Source organism: Alteromonas sp. ABV4_515 (assembly GCF_056160345.1).
The window spans coordinates 602,290-619,239 of record NZ_JBSWWZ010000002.1; the positions used below are offsets into that span (position 1 = coordinate 602,290).

The 16,950-nt window shown below is 49.5% G+C and carries 16 protein-coding genes; 14 read left to right on the forward strand and 2 right to left on the reverse strand.

Annotation, left to right across the window (positions count from 1 at the left end; translation table 11 throughout):
- The first annotated feature begins 55 nt into the window (after positions 1–55).
- The 10 genes from iscR (at position 56) to ndk (ending at position 8,620) form a co-directional block, all read left to right on the forward strand.
- On the forward strand, positions 56–544 hold the full coding sequence (iscR, locus tag ACXAGX_RS06960) for a Fe-S cluster assembly transcriptional regulator IscR (RefSeq protein ID WP_070125702.1): 489 nt from the start codon (positions 56–58) through the stop codon (positions 542–544).
- A complete protein-coding gene (locus ACXAGX_RS06965) occupies positions 541–1,704 on the forward strand; it encodes an IscS subfamily cysteine desulfurase (protein WP_474824435.1) in 1,164 nt (387 codons plus the stop codon). Before iscR ends, ACXAGX_RS06965 begins: the two co-directional genes overlap by 4 nt.
- 297 nt (positions 1,705–2,001) lie before the next feature.
- On the forward strand, positions 2,002–3,438 hold the full coding sequence (gene sufB, locus ACXAGX_RS06970) for a Fe-S cluster assembly protein SufB (RefSeq protein WP_474824436.1): 1,437 nt from the start codon (positions 2,002–2,004) through the stop codon (positions 3,436–3,438).
- A 2-nt stretch (positions 3,439–3,440) separates the two neighbouring features.
- A complete protein-coding gene (sufC, locus tag ACXAGX_RS06975) occupies positions 3,441–4,202 on the forward strand; it encodes a Fe-S cluster assembly ATPase SufC (protein WP_474824437.1) in 762 nt (253 codons plus the stop codon).
- Positions 4,199–5,458: a Fe-S cluster assembly protein SufD gene (gene sufD, locus ACXAGX_RS06980; RefSeq protein WP_474824438.1), complete on the forward strand. Its 1,260-nt coding sequence runs from the start codon at positions 4,199–4,201 to the stop codon at positions 5,456–5,458. The genes sufC and sufD overlap by 4 nt, the downstream gene beginning before the upstream one ends.
- On the forward strand, positions 5,455–6,672 hold the full coding sequence (locus tag ACXAGX_RS06985; RefSeq protein WP_474824439.1) for an aminotransferase class V-fold PLP-dependent enzyme: 1,218 nt from the start codon (positions 5,455–5,457) through the stop codon (positions 6,670–6,672). The genes sufD and ACXAGX_RS06985 overlap by 4 nt, the downstream gene beginning before the upstream one ends.
- A gap of 12 nt (positions 6,673–6,684) precedes the next feature.
- Positions 6,685–7,041, forward strand: coding sequence for an iron-sulfur cluster assembly accessory protein (locus ACXAGX_RS06990; RefSeq protein ID WP_474824440.1), 357 nt, complete (start codon positions 6,685–6,687; stop codon positions 7,039–7,041).
- A 24-nt stretch (positions 7,042–7,065) separates the two neighbouring features.
- Positions 7,066–7,587 carry a putative Fe-S cluster assembly protein SufT gene (gene sufT / locus ACXAGX_RS06995; RefSeq protein ID WP_474824441.1) on the forward strand — a complete coding sequence of 174 codons (522 nt, stop codon included), beginning with the start codon at positions 7,066–7,068 and terminating at the stop codon, positions 7,585–7,587.
- Positions 7,588–7,609: 22 nt separating this feature from the next.
- On the forward strand, positions 7,610–8,023 hold the full coding sequence (locus tag ACXAGX_RS07000; RefSeq protein ID WP_474824571.1) for a SufE family protein: 414 nt from the start codon (positions 7,610–7,612) through the stop codon (positions 8,021–8,023).
- 165 nt (positions 8,024–8,188) lie between these two features.
- The gene (ndk, locus tag ACXAGX_RS07005) at positions 8,189–8,620 is read left to right on the forward strand and encodes a nucleoside-diphosphate kinase (RefSeq protein WP_070125710.1); all 432 of its coding nucleotides are present in this window, start codon (positions 8,189–8,191) and stop codon (positions 8,618–8,620) included.
- Positions 8,621–8,754: 134 nt separating this feature from the next.
- Here the strand turns inward: ndk and ACXAGX_RS07010 are convergent, their stop codons facing one another.
- Together ACXAGX_RS07010 and ACXAGX_RS07015 are read right to left on the reverse strand one after the other, a co-directional pair.
- Positions 8,755–9,756, reverse strand: a complete 1,002-nt coding sequence (locus ACXAGX_RS07010) for an NADP-dependent oxidoreductase (protein WP_474824442.1) — start codon at positions 9,754–9,756, stop codon at positions 8,755–8,757.
- 197 nt (positions 9,757–9,953) lie between these two features.
- Positions 9,954–12,092 carry a M3 family metallopeptidase gene (locus ACXAGX_RS07015; protein WP_474824443.1) on the reverse strand — a complete coding sequence of 713 codons (2,139 nt, stop codon included), beginning with the start codon at positions 12,090–12,092 and terminating at the stop codon, positions 9,954–9,956.
- A 408-nt stretch (positions 12,093–12,500) separates the two neighbouring features.
- On the opposite strand from ACXAGX_RS07015, the gene rlmN reads away from it, so the two are divergent.
- The 4 genes from rlmN to ispG are packed head-to-tail and all read left to right on the forward strand — an operon-like array spanning position 12,501 to position 16,875.
- A complete protein-coding gene (gene rlmN / locus ACXAGX_RS07020) occupies positions 12,501–13,619 on the forward strand; it encodes a dual-specificity RNA methyltransferase RlmN (RefSeq protein WP_474837416.1) in 1,119 nt (372 codons plus the stop codon).
- Between the two features lie 27 nt (positions 13,620–13,646).
- Entirely contained in the window at positions 13,647–14,744 is a 1,098-nt protein-coding gene (pilW, locus tag ACXAGX_RS07025; RefSeq protein ID WP_474837418.1) for a type IV pilus biogenesis/stability protein PilW, read from the forward strand.
- A 17-nt stretch (positions 14,745–14,761) separates the two neighbouring features.
- The gene (gene rodZ / locus ACXAGX_RS07030; RefSeq protein ID WP_474837420.1) at positions 14,762–15,751 is read left to right on the forward strand and encodes a cytoskeleton protein RodZ; all 990 of its coding nucleotides are present in this window, start codon (positions 14,762–14,764) and stop codon (positions 15,749–15,751) included.
- A gap of 2 nt (positions 15,752–15,753) precedes the next feature.
- Positions 15,754–16,875, forward strand: a complete 1,122-nt coding sequence (ispG, locus tag ACXAGX_RS07035) for a flavodoxin-dependent (E)-4-hydroxy-3-methylbut-2-enyl-diphosphate synthase (protein ID WP_474824447.1) — start codon at positions 15,754–15,756, stop codon at positions 16,873–16,875.
- Positions 16,876–16,950 lie beyond the last annotated feature (75 nt).

Here is a 16,950-nt window from a genome sequence, read left to right on the forward strand (position 1 = left end):
ACCATTTTAGTCGGGAATGTAACAATTCCGGCCCTGATTACGCTGGGAGAAAGTCATGAAATTAACCTCAAAAGGACGTTATGCGGTCACGGCAATGCTTGACGTGGCGCTACATTCTACCCGTGGACCCGTGCCACTGGCGGACATCTCCGAACGTCAGGAAATTTCGCTTTCCTATCTTGAACAATTATTCTCTCGGTTGCGCAAAGAAAAGCTGGTAGACAGCGTGCGCGGACCCGGCGGCGGTTACTTGTTAGGCCGTGACGCCATGCGTATTGCGGTTGGTGAAGTTATCCGCGCCGTCGACGAATCTGTCGATGCCACTCGTTGTCAGGGGCAGGCAGATTGCCAGGGCGGCGAACGCTGTCTTACCCACAGCCTGTGGCAGGACTTGAGCGACCGCATTAGCGTGTTCCTCGACTCAATTACCCTTGGCGAATTGATGTCGCAGCGCCAGGTTCAGGAAGTTGCAGGCCGTCAGGACAAAAACACCTCTGTTCTCAAACCACTTGATGATATTAAGGTAAGCATCCAGTTGTCATGAGCAATCACGTTTCACACCCTATTTATTTGGATTATGCCGCCACCACACCGGTAGACCCGCTTGTGGCAGAAAAAATGATGGCGTGTTTAACCATCGACGGTAATTTCGGGAATCCGGCGTCACGGACCTACCGTTACGGTTGGGTCGCAGAAGAAGCGGTAGATGTTGCCCGTAATCAGGTTGCAGACGCTATTAATTGTGATCCACGTGAAATTATTTTCACTTCCGGCGCTACAGAATCAGATAACCTAGCGATTGCGGGTGCCATTGAAGCAAACGCAGAAAAAGGTCGCCATATCATTACCGTGAACACCGAGCACAAAGCGGTGTTAGATACCTGTGATGCACTGGCGAAAAAAGGCTGCGAAGTCACTATTCTTGAAGTCGACAAACAGGGCATGATTACACCACAGCAGGTGAAAGATGCCATTCGTGACGACACGGTATTAGTGAGCGTAATGCACGCCAATAACGAAATTGGCGTGATACAAGACATTGCCGCGATTGGCAAAATTTGCCGTGAAAAAGGGGTTTTATTTCATGTCGATGCTGCCCAGTCTGTGGGTAAGCTTGCCGTCGATATGAGCGCGTTGGATGTGGATTTATTATCTATTTCAGCGCATAAAATTTATGGTCCCAAAGGCATTGGCGCGCTGTATGTGCGTCGTCGTCCAAAGGCACGCATTACTGCGCAAATTCACGGCGGTGGTCACGAGCGGGGTATGCGTTCGGGTACATTGCCGACGCATCAAATTGTAGGCATGGGTGAGGCCATTGCCATTGCTTGTGCAAACATGAGCGAAGAAATGCCACAAATCGCTGCGCTTCGCGACAAGCTATGGGCGGGTATCCGTCAACTCGATAACGTGTATCTGAACGGCCACCCGGAAAAACGTCTGCCGGGTAACCTCAACGTAAGCTTTGGTGGTGTGGACGGTGAAAGCCTGATGATGGCGATGAATGATATTGCCGTATCGTCTGGTTCGGCCTGCACCTCTGCCAGTCTCGAACCCTCTTATGTACTAGCTGCATTGGGCATGGGTGCTGAACTGGCGCACAGTGGCATTCGTTTTAGTGTTGGGCGGTTTACCACCGAACAAGACATTGATTATGTGATTGATAAAGTCACAACCGTGGTTAGCGGGCTTCGCGGAGCCTAATCATGCTAGCAAATGGCAGCGTTTAAGCGGTGCTGAACCGCGTAAACATTGAACTGCTGTGTAGTTTCGGGCATCATGCGCACGCTTTTTTAAGCGGTCTTGCATGAAAGCTGTCCGCCAGTGTTCTGCTACCGGGCTAATTCTTGAGTGAAATAGTCAGGTATTATACAATTTAGACCGATTTATCGTGCAGGTTTCGACTGTATTTGAATGACGTACAGTGACGCCGGAGCAAGACCGACATGGCCCCGGCACAAAGTAAACCTGCATTTTCAGGCAAACAGGTGAGATCCAATAATGAGTGAACAGATCGATCAGGCGCTTTCGCGAAAGTACGATGCCGGTTTCTATTCAGAAATCGAGTCTGAAACCTTCGAAAACGGGCTTGACGAATCCGTTATCCGCCGCATTTCAGAAATGAAGGGCGAGCCGGAGTGGATGCTTGAATGGCGTTTAAAAGCATACAACGCATGGCTGCAAATGGAAGAGCCGGAGTGGGCCCATGTGGAATATCCTAAAGTGGATTTCCAGGCTATCTCTTATTACTCCGCGCCGAAGAGCATGAAAGATAAACCGAAGTCGCTGGACGAGGTAGATCCTGAACTGCTGCGCACCTATGAAAAGCTGGGTATTCCTCTGCACGAGCAGGAAATGCTGGCGGGTGTGGCCGTTGATGCGGTTTTCGACTCTGTGTCTGTTGTTACAACCTTCCGCGAAAAGCTGGAAGAAGCCGGGGTTATTTTCTGCCCGATTTCTGAAGCCGTTCATAAGTATCCTGAACTGATTAAGAAGTACCTGGGCTCGGTAGTGCCGCGCACAGATAATTTCTATGCGGCGCTGAACGGTGCAGTATTTACCGATGGCTCGTTTGTATTCATTCCCAAGGGCGTTCGTTGCCCGATGGAACTGTCCACCTATTTCCGTATTAACGAAATGAACACCGGTCAGTTCGAACGTACCCTGATTGTTGCCGAAGAAGGCAGCTATGTGTCATATCTGGAAGGCTGTACTGCGCCACAGCGCGACGAGAACCAGCTGCACGCTGCAGTGGTAGAACTGGTTGCCATGGACGATGCGCAAATCAAATATTCTACGGTACAAAATTGGTATCCGGGGGATGAAGACGGCAAGGGCGGTATTTATAACTTCGTGACCAAACGCGGTATCTGTCACACCAATGCCAAAATTTCCTGGACGCAGGTTGAAACAGGTTCAGCCGTAACCTGGAAATATCCTTCCTGTGTGCTGAAAGGTGACAACAGTGTGGGTGAGTTTTACTCAGTAGCACTGACCCGCGGTCGACAGCAGGCCGACACCGGTACCAAAATGATTCATCTGGGTAAAAATACCCGTTCCACCATCATCTCGAAAGGGATCTCCGCCGGTAAGAGTAACAACGCTTACCGCGGTCTGGTGCAGATGGGCCCCCGTGCAGACGGCGCCCGTAACTTTACCGAATGTGATTCGCTGTTAATCGGCGACCAGTGTGGTGCACACACATTCCCGTATATCGAAAGCAGAAACCCAACCGCCATTGTAGAACATGAAGCGACTACGTCGAAAGTGAGCGATGAGCAGTTATTCTTATGCCAGCAACGTGGTCTGGACCCGGAAAAAGCCGTGTCGATGATCGTTAACGGTTTCTGTAAAGAAGTATTCAAAGAGCTACCAATGGAATTTGCCGTTGAAGCTGGCAAGCTGCTCGAAATTAGTCTTGAAGGTTCAGTGGGGTAATAATGCTAAAAATTTCTAATCTACATGCCAGCGTCGAAGAAAAGACCATCATTAAAGGTCTTGATCTGGAAATAGGTCCAGGTGAAGTACACGCTATCATGGGCCCTAACGGTGCGGGTAAATCCACACTGGGCTATGTACTGTCTGGCCGTGATGGCTACGAAGTGTCTGACGGTGCGGTAGAACTGAATGGTAAAGACTTACTGGATTTAGACGTAGAAGAGCGTGCCCGTGAAGGTCTATTCCTGGCATTCCAGTATCCGGTAGAAATTCCGGGTGTTTCAAACATGGAATTCATGAAGGAATCGGTTAATGCGATGCGCGAACAACGTGGTGAAGAGCCACTGACTGCCGCAGAATTCCTCAAAAAAGCCAAAGAAGCCTGCAAGCAGGTTCAACTGCCGCTGGATTTCCTTAAGCGTGGTGTGAACGAAGGCTTTTCTGGTGGTGAGAAAAAGCGTAACGAAATCATGCAAATGATTTTGCTTGAGCCATCACTGTGTATTCTTGATGAATCAGATTCCGGTCTGGACGTGGACGCCCTGCAGGTAGTGGCTGACGGCGTGAACAGTCAGCGCAACGATAAGCGTAGCTTCATCGTGGTTACCCACTATCAACGTCTTCTTGACTACATCAAACCGGATTTCGTTCACATTCTGGCCGACGGTAAAATCGTCAAGAGCGGCGATGCGTCTCTGGCGCTGGAAGTGGAGAAGAACGGTTACGCTTTCTTAGGTAAAAAATACGAGGAGAGTGAAGCATGAGCCAATGGCTGGAACAAGTCATTGACAACGCTCAGGATGTTTCTGACTTCCTTTCTTCACAACGTAAAAAGTCACTGGCAGCGCTGCAGGAGCAGGGTTGGCCAGGTAAACGGGCTGAGCAATGGCGCTTTACCCCGCTGACTAGCGTTGAAAAACGTAAAGCAATTAAAGCGAAGGTTTCTGACGAACCTGCAGTGCCACAAATCGACAAGCTAGACACCATCGATTTGGTATTTGCTGACGGTAAACTGGTCACAGATATCAGTGAACTGTCATTGCCTAAAGGCCTGAAAATCAAATCACTGAAAAAGGCCGGTGATGATGAACAGGCAGCTATCAAAAGCATTTTTGCCAAGATAAAACCTGCTCGCCACACTTTTGGTTTGGTGAACGATGCTGTTGCTAAACAAGGTGTATTCATTGATGTAGCCGCGGGTGCGAAAATTAAACCCGTTGTTCGTGTGCTTAACCTCAGCACACAAACGGGCGATGCACACACTCGCGTACTGGTTCGCTTAGGCGAAGCAGCAAAGCTGACGGTCATGGAACACGGCGAGGGCAGTGCAGATAGTCTGACTACCGCGTTTGCTGAATACAGCATTGCTGACCACGCGCACCTTGAGCACTACCGTTTTGCACTGTTTACTGGCAAAGCGAAACAGATTGGTGGTAGCCATTTCAAGCTAGGTGAAGAAGCCAGCCTGAACAGCACGCTGGTTGGCTACGGTAGCGAATTGAGCCGATTAGATATCGACGTTTGGCATGCCGGTGAGCACGCAAATGCAAAAATGAATGCGATTTATCTGCTGGCCGAAGGCGAGCTGTTCGACCTGCACACGAATCTGGAGCACGCTGTTCCGAATGGTACGTCGGAAGAAAACGCCCGTGGTATCGTGGGTGATGGTGCCCGCGCCGTGTTTAACGGTCGTATTCATATTCATCGTGATGCGCAGAAAACCCTGGCTGAATTGAACAACCGTAATCTGCTGTTATCTCGTCGCTCACTGATTAATACTAAGCCAGAGCTTGAGATTTACGCCGACGACGTGAAATGTGCCCACGGTGCCACCGTTGCCGAAATCGACGATACCGCATTGTATTACATGCTCAGCCGTGGTATTCCGCGTAGTAAGGCACTGGTTATGCTGAACTTTGGTTTTATTCAGGAATTGGTTACCCAAATTCCAAAAGAAGCTATCGCAGACTGGTTACTGCCAAAACTCAGTGAACGTTTTTCCCAGATGGAAGTGAAATGACTCTGGACGTAAAGGCCCTGCGGGCGCAATTTCCGATTTTACAGCGCGAGATAGACGGCAAGCCGCTTGTCTATCTTGATAACGCTGCGACTACGCAGAAGCCACAGGTGGTGCTGGACGCGATTATCGACTTTTACACCACCACCAATGCCAATGTGCATCGCGGTGCACATTCCTTGTCTGACGAAGCGACCCGTCGCTACGAAAAGGCCCGGGACGACGTAGCGGCATTTATTAATGCCAACGGTCGTGAAGAAGTTATCTGGACTGCAGGTACTACTGAAGCCATCAACCTGGTGGCTCGTGGCCTAGGCCAGTTGCTGAAAGCCGGTGAAGAAGTGGTCGTTACTGAAATGGAACACCACGCCAACCTGGTTACCTGGCAGCAAGCCTGTAAGGTTTCTGGGGCCACACTGAAAGTCGCGCCAATTTTCGAAAACGGCGAGCTCGACGTAGACGCTTTCAGTGCACTGCTGAACGATAAAACGCGCTTAGTCGCGTTCCCCCACGTGTCAAATGCCTTAGGCACGGTTAATCCGATCAAGGAACTAACCGCAAAAGCCAAAGCGGTGGATGCGCTGGTGCTGGTTGACGGCGCTCAGGGTATCGCTCATGGCGGTGTTGATGTGCAGGCAATTGGTTGTGATTTCTATGCATTTTCTGGTCATAAACTGTTTGCGCCAACCGGTGTTGGTGCACTGTGGGGCCGTAAGTCAGTACTGGAAAACTGGCCTGTATGGCTTACCGGCGGCGAAATGATTGCCGATGTCACCTACCAGGATGCTACCTGGGGACAACTGCCTAACCGCCTTGAAGCTGGTACTCCCAATATTGCTGGTGTTATCGGCCTTGGCGCAGCGGTAAACTGGTTCTCAGAACTGGATTTAGCCGCAGTACAGGCTCATGAGCAAGCGTTATTGGCTTCGGCACATGAGCAGGCGTCGTCTATCGACGGTATGCGTATCATTGGCACGGCGCCGAAAAAGGCCGGGGTGATGAGTTTTATGCTCGGCAACGCCCATCCCGCTGATGTGGGGTTCATTCTCGATCGTCAGGGCGTAGCCATTCGTACCGGTGACAACTGTGCGCAGCCATTAATGAAAAAGTTCGGTATTCCAGGCACCGCACGGGCGTCATTCTCTATTTACAATACCCTTGAAGAAGTCGACAAACTGTATGACGCACTTCGCAAGGCGAATATGATGCTTGCTTAAGCAGGAGGCAACATGTCTGTAGAAACGTTTGTTCCATCCACCACGGTTATCTCATTAACCAACAGTGCAGTGAAGCATTTTGAAAAGAAAGTGTCTTCAAAGCCTGGCAGTGTTATTCGTCTGTCTACTAAAGTCAGCGGTTGTACAGGCTATGCCTATGTACTCGACTTAGTTGATGCGCCTGAAAGTGATGATGAACTGGTTGCAGCCAGCGACGCATTGACTGTGGCGGTTGCTCAGGATGCGATAAAATTTGTACGCAACACTGAAATTGATTACGTGCAGGAAGGTATCAACGGCGTAATCAAGTACAATAATCCCAATGTCGTGGACGAATGCGGCTGCGGCGAAAGCTTCAATATCGGTTAATTTATTTTGGCAAAAGCGCAAAAAATGGTGGTCACGGAACGTGACTGCAAAGCCCGTCTTGTCCCCGCCGGTCAAATCGCAACGATCCCCGGCGGCGAATTCGTTACCATCACACAGGAGTTGGGTGGCAACTACACCATCACCTGGCGTGGCAATATGTATCGTATCGACGGTACCGATGCCGATGCCATCGGCCGTGAACCTATGGTGCTTAATTTCACAACACCGGAAGACGGCAACATCAGCGAGCAGCAGGTATGGGACGCGCTGGAAACCATCTACGATCCTGAGATCCCAATCAACCTTGTTTCGTTAGGCCTTATTTATAATGTTGCTATCGATCAAGCAGCAAAGACCGTCGCGGTAGATATGACGCTCACCGCGCCCGGTTGCGGTATGGGGCCTGTTCTTGTGGGCGATGTGGAGTACCGCATAGGTATGGTGCCCAACGTGAGTGAGGTAAAGGTAGAGCTGGTGTTCGATCCACCTTGGTCACGGGATAAAATGAGCGAGGAAGCTCAGCTCGAAGCCGGTTTATTTTTCTAAGACAGAAGGGTCTCCAATGACAATGTCTCTCCCCAGCACCCAGGATATCGTTGACGATTTGGCGTTTTTTGATGACTGGGAACAACGTTATCAGTACATTATCGATTTAGGTAAATCTATTCATGGTCTGCCTGAAGATGCTAAAACGCCGGACAAACTGGTGAAAGGCTGTCAGAGCAGTGTATGGCTGGAATCACGTGTTGAAAACGGACTGGTTAAGTTCTCGGTAGACAGTGACGCGGTGATCGTTCAGGGCCTGCTGGCACTGGTAATGGCGGCATATAACAATAAAACACCGAAACAAATTCTCGATTTCGACATCGACGAGTATTTTACTGAACTGGATTTAGAGCGGCATATTACGCCGACACGGGGAAACGGCCTGCGTGCCATAGTCGCCAAAATCCAGGAATTGGCTAAGCGTTCTATCAACTAAGCCAACTAATTCAGGGGCTTGTCACACTTCGTTCACGAACCCATGGCTACAATAATCAGTCATGTTATCGTGTAGGGAAGGGATTGACGATTCCCTCTGGTCAACAGCCCGGGAATTGCCTATAATTCGCGGCCAAAATTTTAATGATTCATTGGAGACAGAAGAATGGCTCTCGAGCGTACATTTTCTATTATCAAGCCTGATGCGGTAGCTAAAAACGTTATCGGTGCAATTTACAACCGTTTTGAAACTGCTGGTCTGCGCATCGTTGCATCTAAAATGCTGCACCTGAGCAAAGAACAAGCTGAAGGTTTCTACGCAGAACACAAAGAGCGTCCTTTCTTCGGCGCCCTGGTAGACTTCATGACTTCTGGTCCAGTAATGGTTCAGGTTCTGGAAGGCGAAAATGCGGTAGTTAAAAACCGTGAAATCATGGGCGCAACCAACCCAGCTGATGCAGCTGCTGGTACTCTGCGTTCAGATTACGCAGCGTCTATCGACGAAAATGCAGTACACGGTTCTGATGCACCAGAATCTGCTGCTCGCGAAATCGCGTACTTCTTCTCTGACGAAGAAATCTGCCCACGCACTCGTTAATTTTTAACGACGCGGAAGCGAAGAAATATAAGAAAGGCCTGTCAGTGTGAGCTGACAGGCCTTTCGTTTATTTACAGTGTGGTTCAGGGGAGATTTCTCTACGGATAATCTTGCCCAATGAAATGTTCAATGCATCAAAGCTTCACCATTAACTTACCGGTATTCTTACCTTCAAAGAGTAAATTCAATCCATCCATGGCGCTGGTGAGTCCTTCAAGCATATGGGAGCGATACTTTATTTGACCTTTCTGCACGTAGGGCGCTAACTGCTGTACTAATTCGCCGGCCTTGTGCAGGTGGTCCGGCATGGCAAAACCCTGAATACTCGCTCGTTTCTTTATAAGTGGGATCCAGTTTGGCCCCGGAGCCGGCTCATCGGCCTGATAATCGGCAATCATACCGCATACTACAATGCGAGCATGTTCATTCAGGCGGTTGAAAATATGATGTTGAATGGGGCCGCCGGTGTTTTCGAAAAACATATCAATGCGGTCGGGAGTAAGCGACTTCAATGTACTTTTCAAATCATCAGTCTTGTAATTAATCGCGCCATCAAAGCCGAGTTCATTCACTATCCAATCTGCTTTTTCATCGCTACCCACTACACCAATAACGCGAAGGCCTTCTGCTTTGGCTATTTGCCCAACAATGCTGCCCACCGAGCCCGCAGCACCGGTAACAATCAGGGTTTCTCCGGCTTTAGGTTTGCCAATATTCAATAGGCCCTGGGTTGCAGTGAGTCCCGGCAAGCCAAACACACACAGGGCGGTTTGTTCGTCAATGCCTGGCTGTAATTTGTTAAGTCCTTTACCATCGCTGACAAGGTATTCTCGCCAACCCATCATACCCATCACCAAGTCGCCCTCAGCGAAGTCTGGGTGCTTCGATTCAATCACTTTACCCACGCCACTAGCACGCATTACCTCGCCAAGCTCCACCGGAGGTATGTAGCTTTCACGGTCTTCAGCCATCCAGCCCAACATGGCCGGATCTAAAGACATATAAGTTTGTTTTACCAGGATCTGGTTATCGCCGGCAGACGGGGTGTCCCGTTCTACCACCTCAAACAAATGTTCACCAATTTGCTTGTCTTCACCGGGGCGTTTGACGAGTAAAATCTCTTTATGATTTGTCATGCATGTCTCCACATATTTTGGGGTACTGTGGAGAGTGAATGTAGGCGATAGAGGACATATTCAAGTTCCTCATCGATGAATCGGTGGCGCTAACGCGATTAAGTTTGTCGTAACAAAAAGACGAGGCATCATGCCTCGTCTTGTAGGGTTATGCATTTAGCCTAACTTTTGGGCTAAATGCTTAGTCTTTAACGGCCTTAGTCTTTCAGACCGCGACGCTTCAGTAGCGCGTCGACGGTAGGTTCCTGGCCGCGGAAATCCACGTAGTTCTGCATCAGATCTTCGCTATTGCCTTTTGACAGCACTTCCTTACGGAACAAGTCGCCGTTCTCACGGGTCAGGCCGCCATTTTCTGCCATGTGTGCAAATGCATCGGCTGCCAATACTTCTGTCCACAGGTAGGCATAGTACCCGGCCGAGTAGCCGCCCGCGAATGTATGACTGAAGTAAGCTGATTTATAACGTGGTGGTACCGGCGCATAGTCAATACCGTGTTTTTCCAGTGCGGCTTTCTCAAAAGCGGCAACGTCGGTAATTTCTTCGTCTGCGCCGATCATATGCCATTCCATGTCTAGCAGGGCAGCTGCCAGATATTCAACGGTGTTGAAGCCCTGATTAAAGCTCACAGCTTTCATCATCTTATCCAGCAGTGCCTGAGGAATAGGTTCACCGGTTTTATAGTGCTTGGCATAGTTCGCCAATACGGCCGGATCGATAGCCCAGTCTTCGTTAAACTGCGACGGAAACTCTACGAAGTCACGGGCCGTTGATGTTCCAGCCAGACTAGCGTACTTCACTTGTGAAAACAGGCCATGGTCAGCGTGTCCGAATTCGTGGAACAGGGTAGAGGTTTCGTCGAAGGAAAGCAGGGTTGGCTCACCATCAGCCGGTTTCACGATGTTGAGTTCGTTAATGACCACTGGCTTGGTACCGTTCAAGAACGATTGAGTGACAAATTCGCTCATCCACGCGCCGCCGTTTTTACCTTCACGGGCATAAGGGTCGAAGTAGAACAGGCCGATGTTAGAGCCGTCTTCATTGAACACTTCAAATAGGCGGGCATCTTCCACGTACATGGGCAGATCAAAACGTTCTTTGAATGTAATGCCGTAGAGTTTTTCCATGGCAAAGAACAAACCGTTTTCTAACACTGAGTTCAGTTCAAAGTAAGGCTTAACCTGACTGTCGTCGAGATCGTATTTCGCTTTACGCACTTTCTCGGCGTAGTATGCCCAGTCCCAAGGTTGAACATCACCCTTCACGCCATCAGCATGCATGACTTCTTCAATGTCAGCAGCTTCTGTTTTGGCTTTCTCGACGGCTTGTGGCGCCAGATCATCAAGGATCTTAAACACGTTTTCCGGGGTCTTCGCCATCTGATTTTCAATGGTGTAAGACGCCCAATTCTCGTAGCCTAACAACGCGGCTTTCTCAGCGCGCAGATGCGTCAACTTGAGGATGATTGGGCCGTTTACATCAATGGCGCGATTGGCTGATTTTTCCCAGATTTGTTTACGCAGTTCGCGGTTTTCTAAGCTAGTTAAAACAGGCTGACGGGTTGTATTGACGAGGGTAATCAAATATCCCTCTTTGCCCGCACCTTCTGCAGCAGATTTTAGTGCGGCTTTGTCGCCGTCTGATAAGCCGGCGAGCTTAGATTCGTCAGTCACTAAAATGGTGTCGTTTTTAAACGAAGCCAGGATGTTCTGAGAAAACTCAGTTTGTAGCTTAGTAATTTCGCCGTTGATTTCACGGACTTTCGCTTTTTGATCGTCAGTCAGGTTGGCACCCGCGCGAACAAATTGCTCGTAGGTTTTTTCAGTTAAGCGTTTATCGATAGCGCTCAGTGATTCGCGGTTTTCATAAACGGTTTTCACTTTTGCAAACAGGGCAGGGTTTAAAAAGATACTGTCGCTGTGTGCGGTAAGCTTAGGTCCCATTTCTGCTTCGATGCGCTGAATTTCACTGTCGGAAATAATACCCGACAAGTTAAAGAATACCGTTGCAACGCGGTTAAGCAATTCGCCACTGGTCTCCATGGCCAGAATCGTATTCTCAAAAGTGGGGGCTTCTTCGCTGGCAGCAATAGCATCTATTTCTGCAGCATGCTCTTTCATGCCTTGTTCAAAGGCAGGCTCGTAGTTCTCGGTCGTGATTTTGTCGAAATCAGGGGTTTGATAATCCAGCGTGCTGGGTTTCAACAGAACGTTCTCAGTTTTCACAGATTCAGTACTCGCTGTAGGGGATGAAGCCTGTTTGGTTTCTTCTTTCGCAGGGCTACAGGCCGTTAAGGCGAGTGCTGCAGCAACGGCTGTCGCCATCAGTGACTTTCGCATTAGGTTCTCCAAATATGCCCCGGATTCTGTTCCGGGTTGTTGTTGTGATGCGGGAGTGTTCCCGTTATCTGGTTTATTCCAGCATTACTCTAGCAATGGGCCCGCTTACCTACAATGACTGCAGTCTCGGGTAACCGTAGGTTTATCGCGATTAGCCCGTTTTCATCGCTTTCTTCGCCACGGTCGCTATGGTAGAATGCGCGGCTAAAATTTGTGCAAGTCAGTCCTGTTGGCGAGGCGTTCGTTCTCTTCTCACGCAGCCGACATCGCCGGGTGGTAACCCGGTGCATTCCATGGAAGACAAATCGACCGGAACGGAAAACTCATCACGCTTTTAAAAGTGGTAGATGCGGTGTCTTGCACTCACTGAATTTGAATACGACAGAACCTTGGGGTCATCGACAATTTATGGCAAAGACAAACCTTTTAAATCTTAACCGTGCAGGCTTACGGGAATTTTTCGCCGAAATGGGGGAGAAGCCTTTCCGCGCTGATCAGGTGATGAAGTGGATTTATCAGCAGGGTGTCAGCGATTTTAATGAGATGAGTAACCTCAACAAAAACCTGCGTGCCAAACTCCTTGAACATGCCGAAGTGGTCGCGCCTGAAATTGCGTATTACCAGGAAGCGTCAGACGGCACAATTAAGTTTGCGCTTACCCTTGATGGGGGACAGGAAGTCGAGTCGGTTTGGATCCCGGAAACTGAGCGCGCCACGCTTTGTGTTTCTTCTCAGGTAGGTTGTGCCCTTGAATGTACCTTCTGCTCAACGGCTCAGCAAGGGTTTAACCGCAACCTGTCGGTAAGTGAAATTATCGGTCAGGTATGGCGTGTGGCGACTTTTCTGGGCTTATCAAAAGACTCATCCAAGCGTCCTATCACCAACGTGGTAATGATGGGCATGGGCGAACCTTTGTTAAACCTGAAGAACGTGGTACCAGCAATGGACCTGATGCTCGACGACTTCGGCTTTGGGTTGTCTAAGCGCCGTGTGACATTAAGTACCTCAGGCGTTGTACCTGCTTTGGATATGCTGGGCGACCAGATTGACGTGGCGTTGGCTATCTCGCTTCACGCGCCAACTGACGAGTTGCGCAATGAAATTGTACCTATCAACAAAAAGTACAACATTGAAACATTCCTGGCTGGTGTGCGTCGTTACCTGAGCAAGTCGAAGGCAAATCAGGGCAAGGTTACCGTTGAATACGTGATGTTGTCGAACATCAATGACAGTACCGACCAAGCTCACGAGTTAGCCAAGGTTCTGAAAGATACGCCGTGTAAAATTAACCTTATTCCGTTTAATCCGTATCCCGGATCACCGTACCTCTGTTCGAGCAATTCTCGCATCGACCGCTTTGCAAAAGTGCTAATGAGTTACAACATTACTGTGGTGGTGCGTAAGACCCGAGGTGATGATATTGATGCCGCTTGTGGTCAATTAGTAGGCGATGTGAAAGACAGAACGAAACGAATGTTGAAGAAACAGATGAAAGGTGAAGCGATTTCGGTAAAAATGGCGCAATAGCGAATTGACTTCAGAGGTAGGAGCTTCATGCGATTAAGCGTACTCGCTCTCGTTATTGCATTAACAGGATGTGTTAGTCAGAATCAGCCGGGCGCAATGAACGGCGATGATTTCGATATGGAACAGGCGGCGAAAACACGCATTTCGCTGGGTCTGACGTATTTGAAGAATGGGAACTATCAGCAGGCAAAAGTAAACCTCGACAAAGCGTTGGAGTTTGCCCCTCGCTATGCTGATGCCCATTATTCTCTTGCCTATTATTATCAAACTGTAGAAGAGTGGGAACGTGCCGAAGATTCCTACGACGACGCAATGACCCTTGCACCGCGCAATGCAGAAATTGCCAACAGTTACGGTGCGTTTCTTTGTCAGCGTAAGCAATACGACAAAGCAGAAACCTTCTTTCAAAAAGCCCTCGATAATCTTCAATACGCGGGCTCTGCAGAAACCTATGAAAATATGGCTATCTGTGCCTTGCAAGAAGGCAGAACCGATGCTGCCATCAATTATCTCAATAGTGCCCTGAATCATCAGCCTGGACGCACACAAAGCCTTTTCATGCTCACAGACTTGTACGTGAAAACAGCGCAGTGGGTGAAAGCGGAAGCCACCATGCGTCGTTACGAGCGTGTGTCCCGCGTGAGTCCTGAGTCTATACAATTAGCCATAGCAATAGCTGAAGGACTTGGCGATAAAGACACTGCTGAAGGTTACGGCGAGATGCTGGTAACCATGTATCCCCAGAGCGAAGCTGCATTCGCTTATCGTAGTGAAGTCATTAAGCGGGCCAATGAGGAAGCGCAGGTAGTGCGCCGGGTGAAACCCAAACCGACGCCAACTGCAAAGACCGCCAAGGCCCTGGTACCAGCGAATCAGCCAGCAGTAGCGCCTGCACAAGCAAAGGTGTCGGCAGAACAGCCCGCGGTTGCTTCTTCGCAGCAGAGTCCGCAGAATAGCGGTTCAGAAAACGGTGTGCGCTACCACGTCGTGCAACGAGGTGAAAACCTCTATCGTATATCGTTGAAATATAATCTTAAAATGGCTCGGATCCAGGAATGGAATGATCTCGCTGATCCGGGAGACATCGAAGTAGGCATGCGTTTACGTTTGTCTCCACGCCAGTAACACTGACAGGGTTTCTAATGAGTTCAAAAGAAAGTCAGGTTGACGAAAAGAATACTGAAAGCCGCCCCACGCCGGGAGAAATGCTGCGCAATGCCCGTGAAAAAGCGGGGCTTTCTCAGCAGCAAATGGCTGACAAGATATTTCTGAAACTGAAAAATATTCAGGATATTGAAAACGATCATCTCGACGACACGATGTCAGCAACCTTCGCAAAAGGCTACGTTCGCATGTACGCCAAGCAATTGGGGCTGGATGAAAACGTCGTGCTGGCAGAGTTTAATCGTATTCATACCACCACTAAACCGCCAGCGAAGCTACAAAGTTTCTCAAAACGGGTGGCAAAACAGGCCCATGATGATCGGTGGATGATGGTGACCTGGGTCATTCTCTTTTTACTGTTAGCTGCGTTTGTGGCCTGGTGGTATCAGCAATCGGATATCAGCTCTGTACTCGATAATGACACTATAGAAGAGACGCAGAATACGGTGGTTCTGCCGTCGCAGCAGCGTAATACGCCTGAAGTTGCTTCAAAAGTGCCCACTGAACCTGAATCGTCTTCTACTGAGTCCGCGATTGCTACCGAGTCGGCATCTTCAGACACGGTGAATCAACCTGCCGCAGCACAAGCAAATAATGCAGAAATGGACGCCCCTGAACAAGACGCCGCCGACAGCAACGATACAAACGAAACCGCTGTCAGTGACGCTGTGACCCAGAGCCAGGAAGTCGCCGTTGAAACACTGAACGCAACATACGGCGACGTGGTCGACCTGGTGTTTACCTTCGACGAAGATTGCTGGATTAATATTGAAGACGCAACAGGCGAAGCCATTGCCTATGGGGTAAAAGCTGCAGGCCGGGTGATGCCGGTGAGTGGCCAGGCACCGTTTAAAGTGACCTTGGGTGCACCTGAAGGTGTAAGTATTACCTTTGATGGAGAAGCCGTAGATATTTCCGCATTCCAGAATGGCAGGATTGCGCGCTTCTCGTTACCAATGCAGGATTAATCATGTTTACTGAAAGTCCCATCAAACGCAGAAAGTCCATTCGGATAAATGTGGGGAATGTGCCCATTGGCGATGGTGCGCCAATTGCCGTGCAGTCAATGACCAATACACAAACCACGGATGTGGCAGCAACCGTGGCGCAAATTAATCGTATTGTTGCGGTAGGTGGCGAAATTGTTCGCGTGTCTGTACCGACCATGGATGCCGCAGAAGCCTTTAAAGAAATCCGTAAGCAAGTGACGGTTCCCCTGGTTGCTGATATCCACTTTGATTATCGAATCGCCCTGAAAGTGGCGGAGTACGGTGTAGATTGTCTGCGTATTAACCCGGGTAATATTGGTAATCTGGAGCGGGTGAAGTCGGTTGTCGATTGTGCCCGAGACAAGAATATTCCCATTCGTATTGGTGTAAACGGTGGTTCACTGGAGCGTGATCTGCAGGAAAAATACGGTGAGCCAACACCAGAAGCGTTGGTGGAGTCCGCCATGCGCCACGTGGACATTCTCGATAAGCTGAATTTTGACCAGTTTAAAGTAAGTGTTAAAGCGTCTGATGTGTTCCTTGCCGTGGGAGCTTATCGCTTACTGGCGAAGCAAATTGAACAGCCATTACACCTGGGCATTACGGAAGCCGGTGGTCAGCGTGCGGGTGCAGTAAAAAGTGCGGTTGGGCTTGGTATGCTGCTGGCTGAGGGGATTGGTGATACATTACGGGTGTCGTTGGCGGCTGATCCCGTGGAAGAAATCAAAGTGGGTTTCGATATCCTCAAATCCCTGCGTATTCGGTCTCGTGGTATCAACTTTATTGCCTGTCCGAGCTGCTCCCGTCAGGAATTTGATGTGATCAGCACGGTGAATGCGTTAGAACAGCGTGTTGAAGATATTCTCACGCCAATGGATGTGTCTATTATCGGCTGCGTTGTGAACGGTCCGGGTGAGGCTGAAGTGTCTGACCTTGGCTTAACCGGCGCCCGTAACATGAGCGGTTTTTACGAAGACGGACAGCGTCAGCGCGAACGTCTGGCAAACGATGATTTGGTTGACCAACTCGAGCGTCGTATTCGCGCCAAAGCGGCGCGATTGGATGAGGCCAACCGTATCGATGTGTCAGTAAAAGAATCGTAAAAGAAGTATCGTCGGCACTGGTTCCGGCGAAGATTGTTGTTTCAGGTTAAAGCCCCTATAATGCGGGGCTTTTAA